Below are 23,008 nucleotides of genomic sequence, written 5' to 3' on the forward strand. Positions count from 1 at the left end.
ACTACTACAACCATGATCGAATCAAACAAAAACTAAAGGGATTAAGTCCGGTGCAATACCGAACTCAATCCCTTCTGGTAACCTGACTAAACTGTCCAACTTTTGGGGGTCAGTTCACGCAGGTGGTTTTATTTGATAGGGCTGCTTGTCACTCAAAATGGCAAACGTAGTGCACAGGTTGCTCCGCACGAATAACGAAGTAACCACCCTTCTCCACTTCCCAGCTTTGACCAGCCTTGAACTCTTGCTCAGGGGCACCATTGATGCTGACGAAAGCGTTGCCATCAACCACTTCCATAATCTCTTTGGTGCTCAAATCAAAACGTAGGGTGCTTGGCAATACAACACCAACTGACTTACGGATACCATTAGGCAAAGTCACAGTGTGTGAAACGCACTTGCCATCAAAAAATACATTGGCTTTTTTGCCTACGGAAACTTGATCAAATTGCATGCTAATTCTTTCTATTCTGTTGAGTTCTAATCGTTTACTTACTTTTACTCATTGTGACTTTTAGTTATTTCTTTGCGCGCTTACGCTTAGCGATTTCAGCAATACGCATACGCAAAGCATTAAGCTTAATAAAGCCACCGGCATCTGCTTGGTTATATGCGCCACCGTCATCATCAAAGGTTGCAATGTTTTGGTCAAACAAGGTATTTGCTGAATCACGTGAAATTATCGATACAGAACCCTTATAGAGCTTAAGACGAACAACACCGTTTACACCCAGTTGCGTATGATCAATCAGGGTTTGCAAAGCAAGACGCTCTGGAGCCCACCACAAGCCGTTGTAAATCAAGCTTGCATAGCGAGGCATCAAATCATCCTTCAGGTGAGCTACTTCACGATCTAACGTAATGCTCTCGATACCGCGGTGCGCCTTCAGGAGAATTGTGCCGCCAGGAGTTTCATAGCAACCACGACTCTTCATGCCAACAAAGCGGTTTTCTACCAAATCGAGACGGCCAATACCATGCTTACCGCCAATGCGATTTAACTCGGCCAATAACTCATGCGGCTTATAAGCTTTGCCATCAATAGCTACTGGGTCACCAGCCTTAAATTCAATTTCAACAATCTCTGGGGCATCTGGCGCCTTTTCTGGTGACACTGTCCAACGCCACATTGACTCTTCTGCTTCAGCATTTGGATTTTCTAAATGACGGCCTTCATAGCTGATATGCAAAAGGTTGGCGTCCATAGAGTAAGGTGAACCACCTTGCTTATGCTTCATTTCAACTGGAATGCCATGCTTTTCTGCGTAAGCCATCAACTTCTCACGCGAGAGGAGGTCCCATTCACGCCAAGGAGCGATTACTTTGATTCCTGGCTCTAATGCGTAGTAACCTAACTCAAAGCGAACCTGGTCATTACCTTTACCAGTAGCGCCGTGCGACACAGCGTCTGCACCAGTTAAGCGAGCGATTTCAATTTGACGCTTCGCAATTAATGGGCGAGCAATAGAGGTCCCCAATAAATACTCACCTTCGTAAATCGTGTTAGCGCGGAACATTGGAAATACAAAGTCACGCACAAATTCTTCACGCAAGTCATCGATAAAAATATTCTCTGGCTTGATGCCAAATTGCAATGCTTTTGCACGTGCCGGCTCAAGCTCTTCACCCTGACCTAAGTCTGCCGTAAAGGTCACGATCTCACAGCCATAGGTGTCTTGAAGCCACTTCAAGATCACGCTTGTATCTAAACCACCGGAATACGCTAAGACTGCTTTTTTAATATCAGACATGTTTTCTTATTCAATCAAAAAATTATTCAACAACTAACCTAGACAAACTTCTTAATCCAAACGGCCGCAGAGCAAATACTCCATCAAAGCTTTTTGCACATGCAAGCGATTTTCTGCCTCTTCCCAAACAATACTTTGTGGACCATCAATTACACCAGCTGAAACCTCTTCACCACGATGTGCTGGTAAGCAGTGCATAAATAAGGCATCCGGCTTAGCTAGAGACATCAACTCTTCATCAACCATCCAGTCCTGAAAAGCATTCATGCGCGATGTATTTTCCGCTTCATAACCCATGCTGGTCCAAACATCAGTAGTAACCAAGTCAGCACCTTTGCATGCATCCATAGGATCGGCACAGATCGTCAAGTGTTTGGCTGCCTTTGGGGTTAAACGTGCTGGATCTAGCTGATACCCCTCAGGTGCAGAGAAGCGCAACTGGAAGTCTAGACATTCAGCTGCCTGCAACCATGTGTAAGCCATGTTGTTAGCATCGCCTACCCAAGCTACCATCTTTCCCTGAATAGGGCCACGGGCTTCAACAAACGTGAAGATGTCGGCCAACACTTGGCAAGGGTGAAATTCATTTGTCAGGCCATTAATTACTGGCACGCGCGAGTTAGAGGCAAATCTCTCAATAATCTCTTGGCCAAAGGTACGAATCATGATGATGTCAGTCATTCTTGAAATCACCTGAGCAGCGTCCTCTACAGGCTCGCCACGGCCCAACTGAGTATCTCTAGTGTTTAGGTATACCGCATGACCACCAAGCTGATGGATGCCCGCCTCGAAGGACAGGCGGGTACGGGTGGAATGCTTCTCAAAAATCATCGCCAAGGTGCGGTCATGCAGTGGATGCCAGGTTTCGTAACTCTTGAACTTAGCCTTGAGCCAGGCTGATCGCTTCAGTAAATAGTCGTACTCTTCACGAGTCAGGTCGGAAAACTGCAGGTAGTGCTTTACCTTACCGGGCGCCTGAGGCTTTGCCAGCGATGTCATAGTTGAGCTTTCTACTAAAGTTTTGGCTTGCATTTTTTTCTTCAAACATTCGGCTGCACGAAAATAGATCCTAAAGTCATCTTACGGCCAACTCAGGCTGTTAAGCTAGAGGACTTAGCAACGCTATTTCTCACAACCATCATTACGCGAACTTGAACCACAAAAAGCTTTTCATTCAAGGCATTACCACTTCTGGCAAACCATTTCGGCCCAGCGATTGGGCAGAGCGTCTGTGCGGGGTGATGGCTACTTTTCGCCCTCCCGGCGATTCCGGGGACCCTCGCTTCACTTATTCGCCCTATGTCAGACCAGTGCTTATTGCAAAAGTGAAATGCGTTGTTATCGATACTCGACTGAGAGACCTAGATCCTCGAGCGTTAGACTTTGTCATGAACTTTGCCAAAGACAATGACCTACCGATCGAAGAGGCATGTGAGTTCAACCCAACAGCCTCAGCCCAGCCTTAAAAACAAAAACCCGCTCTGTTGAGGAGCGGGCCTAGGTCGAAACTACCTCGACCAGCCTAAAACTAAAACTGTATTACGCTGCCATCGCCTTGATAGCTGCAGACAAACGTGACTTCTGACGAGCTGCAGTATTTTTGTGAGCAATCTTCTTGTCAGCAATCTTATCGATTGTTGCTTGAGTTGCTGAGAAAACTTTCGCTGCAGCAGCTTTGTCACCAGTTTCAATAGCTTTACGAACTGCCTTAATGGAAGTGCGGAGCTTTGAACGCAAACTGGAATTGTGTTCGTTTTGTTTTACTGCTTGGCGTGCACGCTTGCGCGCTTGTGCTGTATTGGCCATCTTTAAACCTTGCCTCTATAAAATGCAAAATGCGATTAGTTAAAAATCTTGCGGACTTGCTAGATTCAGAAGCAAGCTCGCCAAAACCTAAGATTTTACATTAAAGGGGCAAAAAAGCCCAGCCGACTGATAAATAGGTGAAAATCGGCTCATGAATCTGCTTTCTGCCGCCGCCAAGGTCAGCACCCTGACCATGCTGTCTCGTATTACGGGCCTGCTCCGGGAGACCCTCATTGCCCGCAGTTTCGGGGCCTCAGAGTGGACGGATGCCTTTAACGTGGCTTTTAGACTACCCAATTTGCTGCGGCGGCTGTTTGCCGAAGGAGCTTTTTCTCAGGCTTTTGTACCCATTTTGGGTGAAATCTCCAGCAAAGGGGATCAAAAACAGGCCCAAATCCTCGTTAATGCGGTCTCTACCCTCTTATTTTGGGCTTTGCTGCTCACAGTATTGGTCGGCGTGATTGGCGCTCCAGCCCTCATTTTGATCATTGCTACGGGCTTTAAGGGTGGCCCCGCCTATGAGGCCAGCGTAGTGATGACCCGCATCATGTTCCCGTATATCGGCCTGATTTCCCTGGTTTCGCTGTCAGCTGGCATTCTGAACACATTCCAGCGCTTTGCCATTCCCGCCTTTACCCCAGTTTTACTCAATTTAGCTTTGATCGGGAGCGCAATATTTTTAGCACCCCATCTTGAGCAACCTATTTATGCCCTGAGCATTGGCGTTCTGATTGGTGGCGTTTTGCAACTAGCCATTCAAGTTCCAGCCTTATCTCGCATCGGACTATTACCGCGAATTGGTTTGTTGCCGGGAGCTATTAAGACGGCTATTACTAATCCAGATGCAAGACGGGTATTGCGCCTGATGGGGCCAGCAGTATTTGCGGTGTCAGTCGCGCAAATTTCTCTCATTATCAATACCAATATTGCCTCACGCCTTCAAGCAGGAAGCGTTTCCTGGCTATCTTATGCAGATCGTTTGATGGAGTTTCCAACTGCACTGCTGGGAGTGGCACTAGGCACCGTGCTTCTACCAAGCTTAAGCAAAGCCAATGCCAAGAATGATTTAGTGCATGCTGGAGAATTACTCCTCTGGGGGCTGCAGCTGACATTTTTACTGGCAGCGCCGTGTGCGCTTGCGCTCTTTATCTTTGGGGAGCCACTAGCTGCCGTCCTGTACCACTACGGTAAATTCAATGCACTTGACGTCGTAATGACACAACGAGCTTTAGCCGCATATGGAGTTGGGCTGATTGGCTTGATTCTGGTAAAAATTTTGGCCCCTGGCTTTTATTCTCGCCAAGATATTCGTACCCCAGTCAAAATTGGATTGCTTGTTTTAGTAGCTACCCAATTAGCCAACCTCGTCTTCGTGCCCTGGCTTGGGCATGCTGGTCTTGCTCTATCGGTTGGCACGGGCGCCTGTCTGAATGCAGCCCTCTTATGGGTTGGTCTACATAAACGCGGCGCCCTACCCAGCTCTGCCTGGGCCAAGTACCTAGGCCAATTATTTCTGGCGCTCATTCCCTTTGCGGCAGTGCTTTTTTATGCCGCTGGCGCACATCATTGGATTGACCTTCAAGCCGAACCGTGGCTTCGCATTGGCTTAGTTGCTGCATGGCTAGCTGTTGCAGCCATCGTTTACTTTGCATCCCTCGCTTTAGTTGGAATTCGCTGGCAAAAATTCTTGCGTCATGCAAAATAGACCTTATGCCAACACAACAACTCGACTATTTCACCTCCCTAGTTGCTGAAGACGAACACCTCCCCCTAACGGAGGCTGCAATCGCCGTCGCACACCATGCTTATCCCGATCTAGATGTTCAACACACGTTAGATCATCTTGATCAGCTGGGTAATAAATTAAAGTCGCGCGTGACTCCAGATACCTCGCCAGTTCAGCGCTTACAAATTCTCAAGCATTTCTTTTATAACGAACTGGGCTTTGGTCCAAACCCAAATGACTTTTATGCGCCTGAGAATTCGTACTTACATTACGTACTCGAAAATCGCAGAGGCATTCCAATTTCATTAGCGATTCTGATGATGGAATTAGGAAATCAAATTGGTTTGAAAATTCGGGGGGTTTCATTTCCCAATCACTTCATGATGCGCATCTCTCTACAACAAGGTGAAGTGATCATGGATCCTCTCACCGGAGAATCACTCTCTAAGAATCAATTACAAGAGATGCTTGATCCCTACTTGGATGCCAAAGGGTATCGAGGCGATCTCAGCCTGCCACTAAATATCTTCCTACGTGCATCTAGCTCTAGAGAAATTCTGTCGCGCTTCTTGAGGAACCTAAAAATGATTTACTCAGAACATGAGCGCTGGGAGCGCCTGTTGGGTATTCAAGAGCGTTTAGTAATCCTACTGCCAGACTCTGTTGAAGAAGTTCGAGATAGAGGGCTCATCTTTGCGCAACTAGAATATTTACGTCCCGCCATAGCTGATATGCACCGCTACCTCAGTGAAATGCCGGAAGCTGAAGATGCCAGTGATATTCGTGAGCACATCGCCACACTTGAAAGCCAAACAAAGCTGCACTAAAGCCAAGAAATTTTGGCTTTAGTTGTTTTGCTTGTTTTAGTCTTGCTTGCGCTGAAAAATTTTATAAAGGGCTGCCAATACAACCGGAATAGCAGCTGCACCAACCCCCACTAGCACAATCACATTGAGGTTTTGGCGAATGATGGGGATATTGCCAAAAAAATATCCAGCAATCACCAGCCCAAATACCCACAGCGCAGCGCCCGTGATATTAAAAAACTGAAAACGCGAGAAGGTCATCTCAGATACACCTGCGATAAAAGGTGCGAAGGTCCGAATGATTGGTAGGAAGCGCGCAAGAATGATGGTCTTACCGCCATGCTTTTCATAAAAGGTATGTGTCTTCAATAGAGCGCCTTGATCAATCCAGCGCGATTTACTACTAAATACTCGTTTGCCAATCCAGCGACCAATGAAATAATTCACGGTATTACCAGCGACTGCAGCAACTAACAAACCAATGCATAAAGTCCAGATATTGAAATGCTCAGTAGCACAATAAGCACCAGCGATAAACAAAAGGGAGTCACCAGGCAAGAATGGGGCTACTACTAAACCTGTCTCAGCAAAAACGATAGCAAATAACAGGCCATAAGCCCAGGGGCCGTATTGCTGAATCACGACATCTAGATGTTTATCAATATGCAACAATAAATCACTGATTTGCAAAAGGGTATCCATCAACTCGCTCTCTAACTTATGGGTTGTTGCGGATATTAACAGGCTCTTATAATTGGGTATGTCAACTGAACCCCACATTCAGAATATGCATGCTCTTAATGAAGCCCCCATTCTTTGTATTGTTGGGCCCACTGGCGCAGGCAAAACCCATCTCGCCATGTCTTTGGCGGAGTATGCAAAATCGATTGGTCAAACAATTGAGCTTATCAGCATGGATTCTGCCCTCGTATACCGCGGTTTAGATATAGGCAGCGCTAAACCCACCAAAGCTGAGCAGGCTGCAGTCATTCATCATCTTATTGACATCATCGACCCCACTGAAGTGTATTCAGCGGCGCGTTTTGCAAAGGATGCCAAAGATCTATGCGCAGAAATTCGTGCGCGGGGAAATATTCCCGTTGTTGTAGGTGGAACCATGTTGTATTGGCGTGCATGGGCGCATGGACTCTCCTCACTACCTCCAGCAAATCCAGAAATTCGAGCTCGCTTGGACGAAGAAGGTAAGACTATCGGTTGGCCAGCAATGCACGATCAGCTTGCCAAAGTGGATCCCGAAGCTGCAGCGCGTTTAAAGCCGAATGATTCTCAACGAGTGCAACGTGCTTTAGAGGTTTTTGAAATCACTGGTAAACCCATGTCTGTATTACTTGCTGACTCACCCAGTGAAGATGGTAGGGAAGGTTCTGCTATTCCACCATGGATTAATTTGGTTTCACTAGAGCCAAGTGATCGCAAGCGATTGCATCAGAATTTAGAGAAACGCTTTGATGAAATGCTTGCGGCAGGATTTATGAATGAGGTCAAAGCACTGCGTGCCAATACTGAATTACATCCAGATCTTCCGGCTATTCGCTCGGTAGGCTATCGCCAAGCCTGGGAATTTTTTAATGGAGAAATTGATGCTGAAGAAATGCGCTACAAAGCATTAGCAGCAACTCGACAGCTTGGTAAGCGACAACTCACATGGCTGCGAGCAATTGAGGGAAGAAAAACGTTTGACCCCTTCAACCCCGAAGAGCTGAAGGCAGCTTTAGATTACTGCAAGAAGAATTTAAGTTACTAGTTTATTAACTTAAATAACGATTGTTTGTGGTGCATCTTTCGGACGCTCAACTACTTCGCCAACTGTCCAAGCTTTGAGGCCCTGAGCAGTTAATGACTTGATTGCAGTATCTACTTGGTCAGGAGATACGATCACAACCATTCCGATGCCGCAGTTAAATACGCGTACCATTTCTGCATCAGCAACGCCGCCCTTCATTTGCAACCAACGGAATAGTTCCGGCATTTGCCAACTGTCGCGATGTAGTACTGCCTGAGTATTTTCTGGGAGCACGCGAGGGACGTTGTCTACCAAACCACCGCCTGTAATATGCGCCATTCCTTTTACATTGATTTCAGAAATCAATTTTAGAAGCGGCTTTACATAAATTTCTGTTGGTGCCATCACCACATCACCCAATGAGCGACCACCTAAATCATCGCTAGGCTTTGCGCCGGCACGTTCAATAATCTTGCGCACCAATGAGTAACCATTCGAATGCGCGCCACTGGAACCAATGGCCAATACTGCATCGCCAGGAACAATCGTTGCACCAGTAATGATTTTGGATTTTTCAACGGCGCCCACTGCAAAACCAGCCAAATCATATTCACCTGGTGGGTACATACCAGGCATTTCAGCTGTCTCGCCACCAATCAATGCGCAGCCAGATAATTCACAGCCCTTGGCAATACCGCCAACAACAGTTGCGGCAGTGTCCACAGTCAACTTACCACAAGCAAAGTAATCCAAAAAGAAAAGGGGCTCGGCACCCTGAACCAAAATGTCGTTCACACTCATAGCCACCAGGTCTTGACCGATGGTTTCATGACGATTCCACTCGAATGCCAACCTGAGTTTGGTACCAACACCATCTGTTCCAGAAACTAAAACTGGCTCTTTATAGCGCTTAGGCACCTCAAAAAGGGCTCCAAAGCCACCAATCCCGGCTAGAACACCCTCGCGCATGGTCTTTTTAGCAAGCGGCTTAATACGGTCAACTAAAGCATCCCCAGCATCAATATCGACGCCAGCGTCACGGTAGGAAAGGCCTTTTGAGGAGGAATTATTAGGTGAAGTCATGTCAGAGCCAGAATATTAGTAAAAAATGGTACTTCGTCAGTAGAATCATTGAATTCTAGAGGATTGAAGCAAGATGGCCGAAATTTTTACCCCTTTTCTTACCGCATTCATTCTGGCGTATGCCCTACGCCCTTTTTGCCTGTGGCTCGAGGAGCACCGAGTGCCTCGTGCGCTCGCCGCTGCGTTGGCCATGTTGGTAGGTCTAACTCTTGTTTTCTTGATTCTCAGCCTCCTCATAAGCCTCCTAAAGTATGAAATACCCCTCATCAAGACTCAGCTACCCGACTGGATTGCCAACACCCAGGCTTGGCTTGGCCCAAAACTCAGCGAACTTCACATTAGTTTTGATTGGGGCACCCTAAAAGCTACCGCCACCCAAAAAATTACTGAGCACATTAATGACAATGCAGATAGCTTAATGTCCACAACCATCGATACCGTTCTCATGTCAGGCAGCTCAGTGATTGCCGGATTTGTAAATGCAGTACTGATTATTTTCGTTATGTTTTATTTGTTGATGGACTGGAAGCATTTTTTTGGTCTAGTCAAAAATATGGTGCCATTACGTGCACAAGAAACTGTCCATCACCTAGCAATGAACACAGATGGATTGCTCTCTCAATATTTGCGCGGTATGTTAATTGTCATTTCCATCATGGCGATTTATTACAGCGCTGGCTTAAGCTTGATTGGCGTCAAAGGTGCCGCTGCTCTTGGCATCTTTACCGCACTCATGATTGTGATTCCATACATAGGCATCACCCTAGGTCTGACACTGGCAACCTTATCGGCCCTACTCCAATTTGGCCCAGGTACAGAGATTATTGGGGTACTGATCCTGTTTGGCATTGGGCAGTTTTTAGAAGGCTTCTTCTTAACACCCCGTTTGGTGGGAGAGCGCATTGGCCTCCACCCAGTAGCAGTCTTGTTTGCATTGCTTTTCTTCGGCAAGCTATTTGGCTTCTTTGGAGTATTGCTTGCTCTACCAATTAGTGCCGTCAGCATGGTCCTCGTTAAGTACCTATGGTCTCTCTATACGCAAAGCGCTTGGTATCAAAAATAAATTTGCAGTAATGAATACATCTCCGCTTCCAAAACAATTTGCGCTTGATATTAGTCATTCACCTAAAGCTAGTTTAGAAAACTTTCTTCCCGGAAAAGATCTTGCATTACTTTCGGCTTTACAAGATATTGAGAAATCTTGGCGCAAGGGGAATTCTCAAAGTTCTGAGAATCCGCTGAATCAACGCTGGATTTACTGGTGGGGACCTGAAGGTTCTGGCAGAACACATTTACTTGATGCTATTGGGAATGCGGCCGAACATACTGGCTTGGAATGCATTGCCCTCACCCCATTTGAGCCTGCATCTTGGGTTCGACTCGAAGAAAAGATGAGGGCAATCTCTGAAAGTGCTACTCCTTCAGTAATCACTGTAGATGATGTTGATCGTCTAGATGATCGCCTCGTTGGCTCACTTTTTCGCATCCTTAATGGAGTGCAGGCAAGTAAAGCGGTATATATTTTTATGGCCGGTGACGCTGCACCAGCCAATTTAAAGCTACGAGAGGACCTGAGAACCCGTTTGGGCTGGGGTTTGATCTTTCAGACGCAGCTTTTGGACGATGATGAGAAAATACAGGCAATAGAGGAAGCAGCCAAAGCACGGGGACTCGTTTTATCCCCTGATGTGTTGCCTTGGCTATTAAGTCGTTTTTACCGGGATATGCCCAGCTTAATGGCTTTAATTGATGCATTAGACGCTTACTCACTAGAAACAAAACGTGCTGTAACCTTACCTCTTGTACGCGAGCTTTTGCAGCCCAAATAATTTATCCAATACCTCATTTGTGACCCAGTTAGCCCTTTTCGATTTAGACCACACTCTTTTGCCCTGCGATAGCGATTACGAATGGGGCCAATTTTTGGCTCGCATTGGTGTTGTAGACAGCGAGTATTACGCACGACAAAATGAACGCTTTTATCAAGACTACAAAGATGGCAAACTGGATATTCATGAGTTTCTGCGATTTGCTTTAAAGCCTCTGTCAGAGCACTCTCGCGCGCAACTCAAAGAATGGCATGACGCGTTTATGAAGGAAGTCATTAACGGCCAACTCCGACAGCAGGCAATCGATCTTGTGAAGCGTCACCAAGATGCTGGAGATCTATGCTGTGTAATTACTGCTACCAACAGCTTTGTCACGCGCCCGATTGTTGAAAGTTTTGGGATTGAACATCTGATTGCTACAGAACCTGCTACAGCAGACAATCACCCCTTAGCCAACTACACCGGCGAAGTTAAAGGCGTGCCTAATTTTCGTGAAGGCAAAATTCAAAATCTACATGACTGGTTGGCATCTCAAAAACTGTCTTTAGATACTTTGCCTTACAGCTATTTTTATTCTGACTCGATGAATGACCTTCCCTTGCTTGAAAAGGTAAGTCATCCTGTTGCTACTAATCCAGATGATCGTCTTCGCAATGAAGCTAAGCAACGTAACTGGCCCATTCTTGAACTGTTTGCATGATCACTAAATTTATTAAACGTATTTTGCGCCGTGACCCAATGGTCAAGCACACACAGGCGAACAATACTGGCGCCCCAAAACGTATTCCTAAAAAAGCGCATCGTATTGACCCGCACTTGCTATCTAAAAATGCAGTGAAGGTAACGCATACACTGCAACAAGCAGGCTATGAGGCATTTATTGTTGGTGGCGCCGTCAGGGATCTTGCACTCGGAATTAGCCCAAAAGATTTTGACGTTGCAACCAACGCAACGCCTGACCAGGTGCAAAGACTCTTTCGTAAGGCGCGCTTGATTGGTCGCCGCTTTCAGATTGTGCATGTGACCTTCTTTGGCAAAGGGCACCCAGAAATCATTGAGGTATCAACCTTCAGGGCCCTATTAGATAACGCTGGAGACCACGTGGCAGAGAGTGGTCGGATCCTGCGAGATAACGTCTGGGGTTCACAAGGAGAAGATGCGGCAAGGCGTGATTTCACAATCAATGCGATGTACTACGACCCGTCTTCCGAAACCGTTCTCGACTATCACGGCGGAATGGCAGATATGCAAAAGAAAACTTTGCGCATGATTGGCGATCCAGCAAAGCGCTATCGTGAAGATCCTGTTCGTATGCTCAGGGCAGTGCGGTTTGCAGCTAAGACTGGGTTTGAATTAGATAGCGCTACGCGCACACCGATTGCTAAGTTAGGCAAACTGTTAAATGATGTTCCCTCAGCTAGACTATTTGATGAAATTCTAAAACTCTTGATGTCAGGCTATTCTTGGGCCGCCATCCAGGGACTCAAGGATGCCGGGCTGCACCATGGCCTACTGCCACTGCTAGATCACATCCTTGATAAAGGCGAAGATTCTAAAGGGGCAAATGATTTTGTAAAACTGGCACTAGCCAATACTGATGATCGCATCCAATCTGGTAAAAGTGTTTCTGCAGGATTCTTATTTGCTACCCTGCTTTGGCCAGATTTACTGAAGAATTGGAAAGCCAATTCCGCCAAAGGAATGGCTAATATTCCCGCCCTGCACGATGCGATGGATGACACGATCGCTACCCAAAGTAGTGGCATGACCATTCAGCGTCGCTTTGAAAGTGATATGCGCGAAATTTGGTCTATGCAGCCCCGCTTTGAGAGACGCGTAGGTCGCTATCCCTATCGTCTGATCGAATCCCCTCGCTTTAGAGCGGGTTATGACTTTATGCTCCTTCGCTGTGCTACCGGCGAACTGAATGCTGCGATTGGCCAATGGTGGACAGACTTCATTGCAGCCGACCCCACAGGCCAAGACGAGCTCATGGCTAGCGTCAAAAATGAATCCGGCAATAGTCCAAGTCCCGCCAAAAGACGGCGCCGTCGAAAGCCAAAATCAGCAGTGCCCCCAGAAAGTGCAGCGAGCTAAGCAAACTTAGAGAAATTTCTGTAAAGTAGTTTCATCTTTAGTTTGGAAATTTATGGCACGGGCATATATCGGATTTGGTGGCAACATTGGCGACACGCGTCAGCTTATTACTGATGCCATTGTCTGTCTGGCATTGCGCTCTGAACTGCAAATCCTAGCAAAAAGCTGCTTTTATCAAAGCGCCCCTGTTGAAGCCACAGGCGGTGATTACATTAATGCTGTCATTGAAGTAGAGACTGAATTAAGCCCATATAACCTTTTGCACGTATGTCAGGCCATAGAACAAGAATTTGGTCGTGAACGGCCTTATGCAAACGCTCCTCGCACTCTCGATCTCGATATCCTTTCTTTTGAAGGGGTCACTCAAAACGAAACTGAGTTGATGCTGCCTCACCCAAAAATCATCGAGCGGTCCTTTGTGCTTTTACCGCTCTTGGAAATAGCCCCAGATATGTTTTTGCCCAATTGGGGCGAACTCAAAGCCTACTTACCCAATGTGGCCAACCAAAGAATTGAAAAACTCGCCTGCAGGAACTGCAATTGCGGGGAAAAAGACGTTTATAGCCAAACGGCGCATTAATTCATTAAACTCTCGCCATGGGTTACTTACAAGGCGACAAGCCAATCACAATTACTAAGCTCCTCGCGATGCATGCTGAGGGTGAAAAAATTGCCATGCTCACGGCATACGACTCAACCATGTCCGCGCTTCTGAATCGCTGCGGAGTTGAGACCATTTTGGTTGGTGACTCCCTCGGCAATGTTATTCAAGGGCACTCCAGCACTACGCCAGTGACGATTGAACAAATGGCGTATCACACAGAATGTGTAGCGCGCGCTAATACCCAGGCATTTCTTATTGCTGACCTGCCATTCGCAAGCTACGGAGATCCTGTGCAAGCCTTAGAATCAGCCGCCCAATTGATGCGTGCTGGCGCAGATATGGTGAAGCTTGAAGGTGGTGGTGACTGGCAAGTGGACATCATTAGTCATTTAGTAGAACGCAGCGTTCCTGTCTGCGCACATTTGGGCCTACTACCGCAATCGGTTCATATCTTGGGTGGCTACAAAGTCCAAGGTAAATCTAAAGATGCAGCTAGCGTCATGCTTGAACAAGCACTTGCTTGCCAAGCAGCTGGCGCCCAAATGGTCGTACTAGAAGCAATCCCATCTTCACTGGGCGAAAAAATTACTGCTGAACTTCATATTCCAACCATTGGCATTGGTGCCGGGCCAGATTGTTCCGGGCAAGTTTTAGTTCTACAAGATATGTTCGGCATTAGCCCAGGCAAGCCGCCAAAGTTTGTCAAAAACTTTATGGATGGTAATCACTCCGTCGAAGCAGCGATTAAGGCTTATGTTCGCGAAGTGAAGTCCGGGAAATTTCCCGGACCTGAGCACGGCTTTGCCGGCTAGCCTGTCAAGCAACCCCTAGCTAAAGAAGCTCTTCACGCCGTCAAACCAACCCTTTTGTTGGGGACTGTGCTTATCGCCGCCCGACTTTAGACTGTCATCAAACTTTTGAAGTAATTTCTTTTGCTCATCAGTGAGCTTAATTGGCGTTTCCACCAGAACATGGACAAAGAGATCACCCACCAAGGTGGATCGCAAGCCTTTGATACCTTTATTCCGCAAGCGGAATGTCTTACCGGTCTGCGTACCTTCTGGAATTGGAAACTCAACGCGTCCTGAAAGGGTTGGCACTTCAATTTCACCGCCGATGGTTGCGGTCGCAAAGGAGATTGGCATTTGTACATGCAAATCACTGCCATCGCGCTCAAATACTTTATGGGGTTTTACGCGCACCTCTACATAGAGATCGCCAGATGGTCCGCCGTTAACACCTGGTTCGCCGTTACCCACTGAGCGAACACGCATACCATCATCAATACCTGCTGGTATTTTGATCTCAAGCGTTTTTTGTTCTTTGTGTTTTCCGCTGCCATGACAAGTTTTGCAAGGTTTAGGAATGTACTCGCCAGTACCGCGACACTTGGGGCAAGTTTGTTGCATTGAGAAGAAGCCTTGCTGCACACGCACTTGGCCATGACCATTACAAGTGGTACATGTTTCAGCCTTTGACCCTGGTTCTGCGCCAGTGCCATGACAAGGCTTGCAATTACTCCAGCTTGGCACACGAATTTGAGTTGTATACCCTTCCGCAGCTTGCTCAAGCGTAATGTCCATGTTGTAGCGCAGGTCAGCGCCTTTATAAACCTGAGGACCAGACTGGCGACCGCCGCCTTGACCAAAAATATCGCCGAAGATATCCCCAAACGCATCAGAAAATCCGCCACCACCGAAACCACCGCCACCAAAGCCGCCACCCATCGACGGGTCAACGCCAGCGTGACCATATTGGTCATAAGCAGCACGTTTATTGGGGTCTGTTAAGGTTTCATAAGCTTCTTTAACCTCTTTAAATTGAGCTTCAGCTGTTTTGCTATCAGGATTGCGATCTGGGTGATGTTTCATCGCCATCTTGCGATAAGCTTTTTTTAACTCATCATCACTGGCACTCTTTGCCACACCAAGCACTTCATAAAAATCGCGTTTACTTTTAGGCACGGCCTATTCCTCTCAACAACCTGAATGACACAAGTCGGCACGAGGCCGACTTGTTATTTAAGTGCATCAAAACTACGTTAATGAATATCTGATTACAGAATTACTTCTTGTCATCAACCTCTTTAAAGTCAGCATCAACTACATCCGCATCAGGAGCAGCACCAGGGGCTGCGCCACCAGGAGCCGCACCAGCAGCAGCGCCACCAGCTTTAGCTTGTTCAGCAGCCATGGCTTTTTCGCCCAGCTTCTGACTTGCTTTACCCAAAGCTTCAGTTTTTGCTTCAATCGCCTCTTTGTCGCTACCTTTGATAGCCTCATCCAGGTCCTTTAAGGCCGCTTCAATTGCTTCTTTTTCGGAAGCCTCTAAGCTAGCGCCATGCTCTTCTAAGGCTTTCTTAGTTGAGTGAGCTAAGGCATCAGCAGTATTACGTGCCGTTACCAACTCAAGCGCTTTCTTGTCTTCAGCAGCATTGGCTTCAGCATCCTTAACCATACGTTGGATTTCTTCTTCGGTTAGGCCGGAATTTGCCTTGATGGTGATTTTGTTCTCTTTACCAGTGGTTTTGTCTTTTGCTGTTACATGCAAAATACCGTTGGCATCGATGTCAAAAGTCACTTCAATTTGTGGCATACCGCGTTGTGCTGGAGCAATACCTTCGAGGTTAAATTCGCCTAGCAACTTGTTTGCAGCAGCCATCTCACGCTCACCTTGGAAGCACTTAATGGTTACAGCAGGCTGGTTATCTTCCGCAGTAGAGTAAACCTGTGAATGCTTAGTAGGAATCGTGGTGTTCTTAGGGATCATCTTGGTCATTACGCCACCAAGAGTCTCAATACCCAATGACAATGGGGTAACGTCCAAGAGCAATACATCTTTACGATCGCCAGACAATACAGAACCCTGAATTGCGGCGCCAACGGCAACTGCTTCATCTGGGTTTACGTCTTTACGTGGCTCTTTACCAAAGATTTCTTTTACTTTGTCTTGAACCGCAGGCATACGAGTTTGACCACCGACCAAAATCACGTCATCGATGTCAGCTACATTCACGCCAGCGTCTTTAATAGCAGTTAAGCAAGGACCAGCTGTACGCTTGATCAACTCTTCTACCAAAGACTCTAATTTGGCACGGGTTAACTTCAAGTTCAAATGCTTAGGACCGCTAGCGTCAGCCGTCACATATGGCAAGTTGATTTCTGTTTGTTGAGCAGATGACAATTCGATCTTGGCTTTTTCTGCGGCATCTTTCAAACGCTGCAATGCCAAAACGTCTTTGCTCAAGTCAACGCCTTGCTCTTTCTTGAACTCAGCGATGATCCAATCAATGATGCGTTGGTCAAAATCTTCACCGCCCAAGAATGTGTCGCCGTTAGTGGAGAGCACTTCAAACTGCTTCTCACCGTCAACGTTAGCAATCTCAATAATGGATACGTCAAATGTACCGCCGCCCAAGTCATACACAGCAATCTTGCGATCTACTTTGTCTTGCTTGTCCAAGCCGAATGCCAATGCAGCAGCAGTTGGCTCGTTAATGATGCGCTTCACATCCAATCCAGCAATACGACCTGCATCTTTGGTAGCTTGACGCTGGCTGTCATTGAAGTAAGCAGGAACGGTAATCACTGCCTCTGTCACTTCTTCACCGAGATAGTCTTCGGCAGTTTTTTTCATCTTGCGCAAGATTTCAGCGGACACTTGTTGTGGCGCCATCTTCTTATCGCGCGCTTGAACCCAAGCATCACCGTTATCAGCGGCAATAATTGAATAAGGCATCAAGCTAATATCTTTTTGCACTTCAGGATCTGTAAATTTACGACCCATCAAACGCTTTACTGCGTAGATGGTGTTTTTAGGATTAGTGACTGACTGACGCTTTGCAGGCGCACCAACCAATACTTCGCCATCCTCAACGTAAGCGATGATGGATGGAGTTGTGCGACCGCCTTCGGCGTTTTCGACAACTTTAGGTGCATTGTTTTCAACGACTGAAACGCATGAATTCGTGGTTCCTAAGTCGATTCCGATAATCTTTCCCATAATTGCTCCAAAAAATTAAGTTGTTTTGTTGTACTGATAAATATTTCGATACCCAATAAATGGGGTCTAAAAAGAGGATTTCAAGGGGATAAAGAGCAAAAAAGGCAGAAATCTGCCTTTTTTATGCTTTTGTTGCGGTTTTAGCGCTTATTTCGGGGCGCTTACCGTCACTAAAGCAGGTCTCAGAACCCGATCGGCTACGGTGTAGCCTCGCTGCAATACAGAAACCACGGTATTTGGCTCCTGGTCGGAAGGCACTGAAGCAATAGCCTGATGGTGATGGGGGTCAAACTTATCACCAACCGCTGGGTTGATTTCTGTCATACGGCCTTTTTCAAAGGCGGATAGCAACTGCTTAAGGGTGATCTCCAGACCTTCCTTGAAAGCTTTGGCATCACCAGCATCTGTACTCAACGCCGCATACAGACTGTCTGTAACGGGCACCAAATGCTCAGCAAAGCTTTCAATCGCGAACTTATGTGCTTTAGCAATATCTTCCACGGCACGACGACGAATGTTTTCACCCTCCGCTTTCGCACGCAAGAAATTGTCTTGTAACTCGCCAACCTTTTGATTGAGTTCGGCAACCTCTTGCTCAGGCGTTTTTACAGGAGGCGTTTCTGCCGCAGCTTCTGCAACTGGATTTACCGCAGGATTTTCTTGCTCTGGAGATGAATTTTGGTTTTCTTGTGTCATGAGGGCTATTTTACTTTTCTATAAAGATCACTATTACTGTGCGATATGGGGTCAATCATTTCAATTTCAAGACTTTATTCTTTCAGCTAACTCAGCCCTTTCATTGCGCTTGGCTAATTCTGCCTCAGACTCCACCCCTAAAGACCAGCCTTGTAGATGATGATGCGCAATTTGGCTCAGGGCCTCTATCCACTTGGGGTTGCTGTTTAAGCACGGAATATAACGATAGTCTATGCCACCATGTTCCAAGAAAATTTCGCGGGCTTCCATCGCAATCTCCTCAAGCGTTTCCAGACAATCCGCTGGAAATCCTGGACAAAAAATATCAATGCGCTGGCAACCTTCTTTAGCTAATTTTTCAATCGTTGGTGCGGTGTAAGGCTTTAACCACTCAGCCTTACCAAAGCGAGATTGGAAAGTAACAATGTATTGACCAGGCTCTAAGCCCAAGGATTCACCAAGCAAACGACCAGATTTCAAGCACTCACAATGATAGGGATCACCCTTCATTAAATTGCGTTTTGGTAAGCCATGAAAAGACATTACAAAGCGATCGCCTTTAGCAAAATCAGGGCGTCCATCTTTGTCCCAGCTAGATAACACCTGATCACGTAATGCATTAATGTAGGCAGGACTGTCGTGATAGTGCTTCACTAAACGCAACTCAGGCTGGTCACGCCAGGTTCCTAAAACACGAAAGACTTCATCAAAGCTAGACGCCGTTGTTGTCGCGGAGTACTGGGGATACAAAGGTAATAGTAATAGGCGCTCCATACCCTGCGCCTTAAGGTTCTCAAGGGCTGACTGGGTTGACGGTTCACCATAACGCATTGCCAAATCTACTAAAACAGTATGGCCTTCATTCGCAAATATCTCACCCAACTCTTTCGCTTGCAGGCGTGAGTAGTGCATTAATGGGGAACCTAATTTTGGTAACCAAATAGAAGCATATTTTTTTGCAGAAGCACTACTACGAATAGGCAAAATAATGCCGTTCAAAATACACCACCAAATAATGCGCGGAATTTCTACTACACGTGGATCGGAAAGAAATTCTTTTAAATAGGCACGTACTGCTTTGGTTGTCGGGGCAGATGGTGTTCCCAAGTTCAAAAGTAAAACTGCCGTTTTGGAAGCGCGTAAATGCGGGTTCTGATTCAAGATGTTTTGTCTCTAGTAATAAGTTATGAATATAAAAAGATTTGCTTAGGAACTTAATGCGCCCGATAGTAATTTTGAGGTGATATCCACAATAGGAATGACTCTATCGTAAGCCATGCGCGTTGGTCCAATGACCCCAAGAGTACCTACTATCTGACCATCTACGCTATACGGGGCGCTGATGACAGCGAGATCTTCATAAGGCAACAAGTCACTCTCACCGCCAATAAAGATTTGTATACCATCCGCATGACTCGATACATCCAGTAATTGCATGAGTACGGATTTCTGTTCCAACATATCGAACATCTTGCGCAACTTATCCAAGTTAGAACTTAAATCCCCAACATTGAGCAAACGACGTTCGCCAGAGAGCACCATATCGCCACGACCCATATCGTAGTCAGCCACACCGGTTTGCAGAGCCAAAGCCATCAACCCAGAAATATCTGCACGCAAATTATCTAAATCGGATTTCAAGTGCATGCGCACTTGATCAAAACTTTTTCCAGCAAACTGAGCATTAATAAAATTACCTGCTTCAATCAGTTGGCTTGGCGTGTAATCCTGAGTTGTAGGCAATATGCGATTTTGTACATCGCCCTCTGGGGTAACCATGATGAGCAAAATCTTGCCCTCACCCAAACGTAAAAACTCAATATGTTTAAAAACCTGGGCCCGTTTAGGCGTCATGACAACACCAGCAAAATGGGTTAGGTTGGACAAAATCTGCGCAGCAGAGTTGAGCACCCTTTGCGGGGAGTCAGGCAAAAGCCCTTTTTCAACCTCTCTAGCAGCCATCGCCTCGAGAGGGCGCACGGTCACCATGGTGTCCACAAATAGGCGATAACCCCGTGGGGTCGGTATACGGCCAGCAGAGGTATGAGGACTGGTAACTAAGCCCATATCCTCCAAATCAGCCATGACATTGCGGATCGTGGCTGCAGAAAGGTCTAAACCCGAGAATCTAGACAGTGTGCGTGAGCCAATAGGCTGACCCTCCTCGATATAGCGCTCGATGAGGGTTTTTAGTAGGGCGCGGGAACGTTCATCCATGTTGGAAGGGATTTTATGCCTATGGTTTAATCGTTATATGTTAAGCCCATCCCCAAATTCCACCAAGAAGGCATTTAGCCGAGTTGCACTTGTCGGCAAATATCAGGCTGACGGCATTGAAGAGCACCTGAAGGACCTGGCTAAATTACTTGCAGATCTGGGTTGTGAGGCCTTTATTGAGTTTGATACAGCCACCCATCTAGCTCTTTCTGGCTACCCAACCAAAACGGCGCGCGACTTTGCCGGGGAAATTGATCTTGTGGTTGTTCTCGGGGGTGACGGCACGATGCTCGGTATCGCCCGGCAGTTAGCGGGTAGTAATGTTCCGCTCGTGGGGATCAATATGGGCCGACTGGGCTATATGACGGATATTCCGATTCAATCCGTTCACACTACCTTGCCAAAAATGATTGCTGGTGATTACGAAGCGGATACACGCACCTTGTTAGATGCCGTTGTTCTTCGTAATGGCAAAGAAATTAATCGCGCACTCGCCCTTAACGATGTAGTTGTAAATCGTTCTGGCATCTCAGGCATGGTTGAATTGGCGGTGCACGTTAATGGTTCGTTTATGTACAACCAACGCTCTGATGGCTTAATCGTGTCTACCCCTACTGGCTCGACTGCTTACGCACTCTCTGCTGGTGGCCCAATTTTGCATCCGCATGTGGCAGGTATTTTATTGGCGCCAATTGCGCCGCACTCACTCTCTAACCGACCAATTGTTTTGCCACAAGATAGCGTCACCATTATTGAAGTAGTAGATGGTCGCGAAGTGATCGTCAATTTTGATATGCAGTCTCAAACGAATTTACAAAGCGGCGATAAGGTTGAAGTACGCCAATCTAATAAAACAATTGATCTGCTTCATCCGAGCAATCACAGTGACTACAAAACCTTGCGCGAGAAGCTGCATTGGAATGAGTACCCATCGACATTCTGATGTCGAGTTTTTTGCTACGCTAATACATGCTTCAAACTATCTCACTTCGTGACTTTGTCATTGTTGACCAGCTAGAACTAGATTTCTCTAGCGGCTTTACTGTGCTTACTGGTGAAACCGGTGCAGGCAAATCCATACTGCTTGATGCTCTTGGCCTAGTATTAGGTGAGCGTGCTGATAGCAGCCAGATACGTGAAGGCAGTAACCGTGCAGAAATTTCTGCGCTCTTTCGTATTGAGCCTGAGTTAGTGCCATCCTTTGGTCAGTGGCTTGATACCCAAGGGTTCCCATTAGAGGATGATGGCCAAAGCCTATTACTCAAAAGAACTGTAGAAAGCAGCGGACGAAGTCGCGCCTTTATTAATGGCAGTGTTGCAACCCTAGCGCAATTGCGTGAAGCGGGTGATCAACTGGTAGATATTCATGGGCAGCACGCGCACCAACTTTTATTAAAAGGTGGCGCTCAACGTGAACTTTTAGATCGTCATGCTGGATTACTGCCACTCGCGAGTGATGTAGCGCAGGCATTCAAGACTCTTGCCGATTCCCGTCGTCGCTTAGAGCAGGCAGAAAATGCTGGTCAAGATATTGAACGTGAGCGAGAGCGTCTTGAATGGCAACTAGAAGAGCTTACTGAGCTTTCTCCACAAGAAGGTGAATGGGCCAGCATACAAAGTGAGCACGCCCGCCTAGCAAATGGTGCAAAGCTGATTGGTGGTTGCCAAGAAGCGATTGAAGTATTAAGTGATGCCGATAACTCGCTTGAATCTTCGCTAGCGAAGGTATGCACTAACGTAGCTGCGTTAGCTGAGCATGATCCAGCTCTAGTGGACATTAATCAAGCCTTGGAATCAGCCAATATTCAGCTTGATGAAGCTATTCATGGGCTTAATCGTTATTTACAAAAAATTGATTTGGATCCTGCTCGCCTAGCCCAAATTGAAGAGCGTATGCAAGCATTGCACAGTACGGCCAGAAAATACCGTTCTGAAGTGGATGAATTACCTGCATTACTGCAAACTACTACCGAACGACTAGAAGCTTTAACGGCATCGCAAAATATTGAAGCATTACGAGTGCAAGTAACGCAGGAAGAGGCAATCTATTTAAAGCTTGCAAAACAACTTTCACAAAAACGTCAAAAAGCAGCAACTGATCTCGGTAAATTAGTAAGCGATGCCATGCAGGATTTATCCATGGCTGGCGGTCGCCTAGAGATTGCTCTAACCCCCCTTAATGATGGTGGATCGCATGGTCTTGAGCAAATTGAATTCCTTGTTGCAGGTCACGCTGGTAGCACCCCACGCTCACTTGCAAAGGTAGCTTCTGGTGGTGAATTAGCACGCATTAGCTTAGCAATCAGCGTGATTACTAGCAAAGCCTCATTTACGCCGACCCTGATATTTGATGAAGTTGATGCAGGTATTGGTGGTGCAGTGGCTGAAACAGTAGGTAAACTTTTACATCAATTAGGTCAATCTCATCAAATCCTGTGCGTGACTCATTTACCGCAGGTTGCTGCCCAAGGCAATCACCACCTTAAGGTGAGCAAGTCACAGACTGAAGAGAAAACAGTATCCCAGGTCCAGATCTTAGGCAGGGCTGAACGCGTTGAAGAGGTGGCACGCATGCTTGGTGGCGCTACCATTACTGACACCACACGCCGTCATGCCCGTGAGCTGTTAGAGCAAAACTAGTGCTCAT

General features: G+C 46.7%; 24 protein-coding genes. 13 read left to right on the forward strand and 11 right to left on the reverse strand.

Annotation, left to right across the window (positions count from 1 at the left end; all coding sequences use genetic code 11):
* The coding region (locus ICN36_RS00005; RefSeq protein WP_216226838.1) for an IS3 family transposase at positions 1-86 on the forward strand (86 nt) is incomplete at its 5' end.
* 62 nt (positions 87-148) lie between these two features.
* Here the strand turns inward: ICN36_RS00005 and ICN36_RS00010 are convergent.
* The 3 genes from ICN36_RS00010 to argF all read right to left on the reverse strand — a co-directional run bounded on the left by ICN36_RS00010 (position 149) and on the right by argF (position 2,750).
* The gene (locus ICN36_RS00010; RefSeq protein ID WP_216226404.1) at positions 149-454 is read right to left on the reverse strand and encodes a pyrimidine/purine nucleoside phosphorylase; all 306 of its coding nucleotides are present in this window, start codon (positions 452-454) and stop codon (positions 149-151) included.
* 64 nt (positions 455-518) lie between these two features.
* The gene (locus ICN36_RS00015) at positions 519-1,751 is read right to left on the reverse strand and encodes an argininosuccinate synthase (protein ID WP_216226405.1); all 1,233 of its coding nucleotides are present in this window, start codon (positions 1,749-1,751) and stop codon (positions 519-521) included.
* 51 nt (positions 1,752-1,802) lie between these two features.
* Positions 1,803-2,750, reverse strand: coding sequence for an ornithine carbamoyltransferase (gene argF, locus ICN36_RS00020; protein WP_216226406.1), 948 nt, complete (start codon positions 2,748-2,750; stop codon positions 1,803-1,805).
* 152 nt (positions 2,751-2,902) lie between these two features.
* On the opposite strand from argF, the gene ICN36_RS00025 reads away from it, so the two are divergent.
* Entirely contained in the window at positions 2,903-3,217 is a 315-nt protein-coding gene (locus ICN36_RS00025; protein WP_216153261.1) for a DUF3579 domain-containing protein, read from the forward strand.
* A 73-nt stretch (positions 3,218-3,290) separates the two neighbouring features.
* Here ICN36_RS00025 and rpsT read toward each other — a convergent pair whose 3' ends face one another.
* Positions 3,291-3,557 (reverse strand): 30S ribosomal protein S20, encoded by a 267-nt coding sequence (rpsT, locus tag ICN36_RS00030; RefSeq protein WP_215391548.1) that lies wholly within the window; start codon positions 3,555-3,557, stop codon positions 3,291-3,293.
* A gap of 151 nt (positions 3,558-3,708) precedes the next feature.
* Here rpsT and murJ point away from each other — a divergent pair, with 151 nt between their 5' ends.
* Together murJ and ICN36_RS00040 are read left to right on the forward strand one after the other, a co-directional pair.
* The gene (murJ, locus tag ICN36_RS00035; RefSeq protein WP_216226407.1) at positions 3,709-5,262 is read left to right on the forward strand and encodes a murein biosynthesis integral membrane protein MurJ; all 1,554 of its coding nucleotides are present in this window, start codon (positions 3,709-3,711) and stop codon (positions 5,260-5,262) included.
* A 5-nt stretch (positions 5,263-5,267) separates the two neighbouring features.
* Positions 5,268-6,110, forward strand: a complete 843-nt coding sequence (locus tag ICN36_RS00040; protein WP_216226408.1) for a SirB1 family protein — start codon at positions 5,268-5,270, stop codon at positions 6,108-6,110.
* A 36-nt stretch (positions 6,111-6,146) separates the two neighbouring features.
* Here ICN36_RS00040 and ICN36_RS00045 read toward each other — a convergent pair whose 3' ends face one another.
* Entirely contained in the window at positions 6,147-6,791 is a 645-nt protein-coding gene (locus ICN36_RS00045) for a VTT domain-containing protein (RefSeq protein WP_216226409.1), read from the reverse strand.
* A gap of 58 nt (positions 6,792-6,849) precedes the next feature.
* Between ICN36_RS00045 and miaA the strand changes: the two genes are divergently transcribed.
* On the forward strand, positions 6,850-7,854 hold the full coding sequence (miaA, locus tag ICN36_RS00050; protein WP_216226410.1) for a tRNA (adenosine(37)-N6)-dimethylallyltransferase MiaA: 1,005 nt from the start codon (positions 6,850-6,852) through the stop codon (positions 7,852-7,854).
* 9 nt (positions 7,855-7,863) lie between these two features.
* On the opposite strand, the gene purM is transcribed toward miaA, so the two are convergent.
* Complete coding sequence (gene purM / locus ICN36_RS00055) at positions 7,864-8,916, reverse strand: phosphoribosylformylglycinamidine cyclo-ligase (RefSeq protein WP_216226411.1); 1,053 nt, start codon at positions 8,914-8,916, stop codon at positions 7,864-7,866.
* Between the two features lie 73 nt (positions 8,917-8,989).
* Here purM and ICN36_RS00060 point away from each other — a divergent pair, with 73 nt between their 5' ends.
* Genes ICN36_RS00060 through panB form a run of 6 tightly spaced genes read left to right on the forward strand, consistent with a single transcriptional unit; the run spans position 8,990 to position 14,258 of the window.
* Positions 8,990-9,979, forward strand: a complete 990-nt coding sequence (locus tag ICN36_RS00060) for an AI-2E family transporter (protein WP_216226412.1) — start codon at positions 8,990-8,992, stop codon at positions 9,977-9,979.
* A gap of 10 nt (positions 9,980-9,989) precedes the next feature.
* Positions 9,990-10,745 carry a DnaA regulatory inactivator Hda gene (gene hda / locus ICN36_RS00065; protein WP_216226413.1) on the forward strand — a complete coding sequence of 252 codons (756 nt, stop codon included), beginning with the start codon at positions 9,990-9,992 and terminating at the stop codon, positions 10,743-10,745.
* 19 nt (positions 10,746-10,764) lie between these two features.
* Complete coding sequence (locus ICN36_RS00070) at positions 10,765-11,445, forward strand: HAD-IB family hydrolase (protein WP_216226414.1); 681 nt, start codon at positions 10,765-10,767, stop codon at positions 11,443-11,445.
* Positions 11,442-12,842: a polynucleotide adenylyltransferase PcnB gene (pcnB, locus tag ICN36_RS00075; protein ID WP_216226415.1), complete on the forward strand. Its 1,401-nt coding sequence runs from the start codon at positions 11,442-11,444 to the stop codon at positions 12,840-12,842. The genes ICN36_RS00070 and pcnB overlap by 4 nt, the downstream gene beginning before the upstream one ends.
* A 52-nt stretch (positions 12,843-12,894) precedes the next feature.
* The gene (gene folK, locus ICN36_RS00080) at positions 12,895-13,422 is read left to right on the forward strand and encodes a 2-amino-4-hydroxy-6-hydroxymethyldihydropteridine diphosphokinase (protein ID WP_216226416.1); all 528 of its coding nucleotides are present in this window, start codon (positions 12,895-12,897) and stop codon (positions 13,420-13,422) included.
* Positions 13,423-13,439: 17 nt separating this feature from the next.
* A complete protein-coding gene (panB, locus tag ICN36_RS00085; RefSeq protein ID WP_216226417.1) occupies positions 13,440-14,258 on the forward strand; it encodes a 3-methyl-2-oxobutanoate hydroxymethyltransferase in 819 nt (272 codons plus the stop codon).
* Positions 14,259-14,273: 15 nt separating this feature from the next.
* Here panB and dnaJ read toward each other — a convergent pair whose 3' ends face one another.
* The 5 genes from dnaJ to hrcA form a co-directional block, all read right to left on the reverse strand.
* A complete protein-coding gene (dnaJ, locus tag ICN36_RS00090; protein WP_216226418.1) occupies positions 14,274-15,410 on the reverse strand; it encodes a molecular chaperone DnaJ in 1,137 nt (378 codons plus the stop codon).
* A 100-nt stretch (positions 15,411-15,510) separates the two neighbouring features.
* Positions 15,511-17,448 (reverse strand): molecular chaperone DnaK, encoded by a 1,938-nt coding sequence (gene dnaK / locus ICN36_RS00095; protein ID WP_216226419.1) that lies wholly within the window; start codon positions 17,446-17,448, stop codon positions 15,511-15,513.
* A 147-nt stretch (positions 17,449-17,595) separates the two neighbouring features.
* Positions 17,596-18,144 (reverse strand): nucleotide exchange factor GrpE, encoded by a 549-nt coding sequence (grpE, locus tag ICN36_RS00100; protein WP_216226420.1) that lies wholly within the window; start codon positions 18,142-18,144, stop codon positions 17,596-17,598.
* A 66-nt stretch (positions 18,145-18,210) separates the two neighbouring features.
* The gene (gene hemH / locus ICN36_RS00105; RefSeq protein WP_216226421.1) at positions 18,211-19,305 is read right to left on the reverse strand and encodes a ferrochelatase; all 1,095 of its coding nucleotides are present in this window, start codon (positions 19,303-19,305) and stop codon (positions 18,211-18,213) included.
* A 45-nt stretch (positions 19,306-19,350) separates the two neighbouring features.
* On the reverse strand, positions 19,351-20,361 hold the full coding sequence (hrcA, locus tag ICN36_RS00110; RefSeq protein WP_216226422.1) for a heat-inducible transcriptional repressor HrcA: 1,011 nt from the start codon (positions 20,359-20,361) through the stop codon (positions 19,351-19,353).
* A gap of 37 nt (positions 20,362-20,398) precedes the next feature.
* Here hrcA and ICN36_RS00115 point away from each other — a divergent pair, with 37 nt between their 5' ends.
* Both ICN36_RS00115 and recN read left to right on the forward strand, forming a co-directional pair.
* Positions 20,399-21,304 carry an NAD kinase gene (locus tag ICN36_RS00115; RefSeq protein ID WP_216226423.1) on the forward strand — a complete coding sequence of 302 codons (906 nt, stop codon included), beginning with the start codon at positions 20,399-20,401 and terminating at the stop codon, positions 21,302-21,304.
* 26 nt (positions 21,305-21,330) lie between these two features.
* Positions 21,331-23,001 carry a DNA repair protein RecN gene (recN, locus tag ICN36_RS00120; RefSeq protein WP_216226424.1) on the forward strand — a complete coding sequence of 557 codons (1,671 nt, stop codon included), beginning with the start codon at positions 21,331-21,333 and terminating at the stop codon, positions 22,999-23,001.
* Positions 23,002-23,008 lie beyond the last annotated feature (7 nt).

Source organism: Polynucleobacter sp. UK-Gri1-W3, from assembly GCF_018881595.1.
In the GTDB taxonomy this organism is placed as follows: Bacteria; Pseudomonadota; Gammaproteobacteria; order Burkholderiales; family Burkholderiaceae; genus Polynucleobacter.

Bases quoted from the DNA above. Each gene is read 5' to 3' on its own strand.
- ICN36_RS00010 (WP_216226404.1), bottom strand. From the start codon at position 454: ATGCAATTTGATCAAGTTTCCGTAGGCAAAAAAGCCAATGTATTTTTT.
- ICN36_RS00015 (WP_216226405.1), bottom strand. From the start codon at position 1,751: ATGTCTGATATTAAAAAAGCAGTCTTAGCGTATTCCGGTGGTTTAGAT.
- argF (WP_216226406.1), bottom strand. From the start codon at position 2,750: ATGACATCGCTGGCAAAGCCTCAGGCGCCCGGTAAGGTAAAGCACTAC.
- rpsT (WP_215391548.1), bottom strand. From the start codon at position 3,557: ATGGCCAATACAGCACAAGCGCGCAAGCGTGCACGCCAAGCAGTAAAA.
- murJ (WP_216226407.1), top strand. From the start codon at position 3,709: ATGAATCTGCTTTCTGCCGCCGCCAAGGTCAGCACCCTGACCATGCTG.
- ICN36_RS00040 (WP_216226408.1), top strand. From the start codon at position 5,268: ATGCCAACACAACAACTCGACTATTTCACCTCCCTAGTTGCTGAAGAC.
- ICN36_RS00045 (WP_216226409.1), bottom strand. From the start codon at position 6,791: ATGGATACCCTTTTGCAAATCAGTGATTTATTGTTGCATATTGATAAA.
- miaA (WP_216226410.1), top strand. From the start codon at position 6,850: ATGTCAACTGAACCCCACATTCAGAATATGCATGCTCTTAATGAAGCC.
- purM (WP_216226411.1), bottom strand. From the start codon at position 8,916: ATGACTTCACCTAATAATTCCTCCTCAAAAGGCCTTTCCTACCGTGAC.
- ICN36_RS00060 (WP_216226412.1), top strand. From the start codon at position 8,990: ATGGCCGAAATTTTTACCCCTTTTCTTACCGCATTCATTCTGGCGTAT.
- hda (WP_216226413.1), top strand. From the start codon at position 9,990: ATGAATACATCTCCGCTTCCAAAACAATTTGCGCTTGATATTAGTCAT.
- pcnB (WP_216226415.1), top strand. From the start codon at position 11,442: ATGATCACTAAATTTATTAAACGTATTTTGCGCCGTGACCCAATGGTC.
- folK (WP_216226416.1), top strand. From the start codon at position 12,895: ATGGCACGGGCATATATCGGATTTGGTGGCAACATTGGCGACACGCGT.
- panB (WP_216226417.1), top strand. From the start codon at position 13,440: ATGGGTTACTTACAAGGCGACAAGCCAATCACAATTACTAAGCTCCTC.
- dnaK (WP_216226419.1), bottom strand. From the start codon at position 17,448: ATGGGAAAGATTATCGGAATCGACTTAGGAACCACGAATTCATGCGTT.
- grpE (WP_216226420.1), bottom strand. From the start codon at position 18,144: ATGACACAAGAAAACCAAAATTCATCTCCAGAGCAAGAAAATCCTGCG.
- hrcA (WP_216226422.1), bottom strand. From the start codon at position 20,361: ATGGATGAACGTTCCCGCGCCCTACTAAAAACCCTCATCGAGCGCTAT.
- ICN36_RS00115 (WP_216226423.1), top strand. From the start codon at position 20,399: ATGTTAAGCCCATCCCCAAATTCCACCAAGAAGGCATTTAGCCGAGTT.
- recN (WP_216226424.1), top strand. From the start codon at position 21,331: ATGCTTCAAACTATCTCACTTCGTGACTTTGTCATTGTTGACCAGCTA.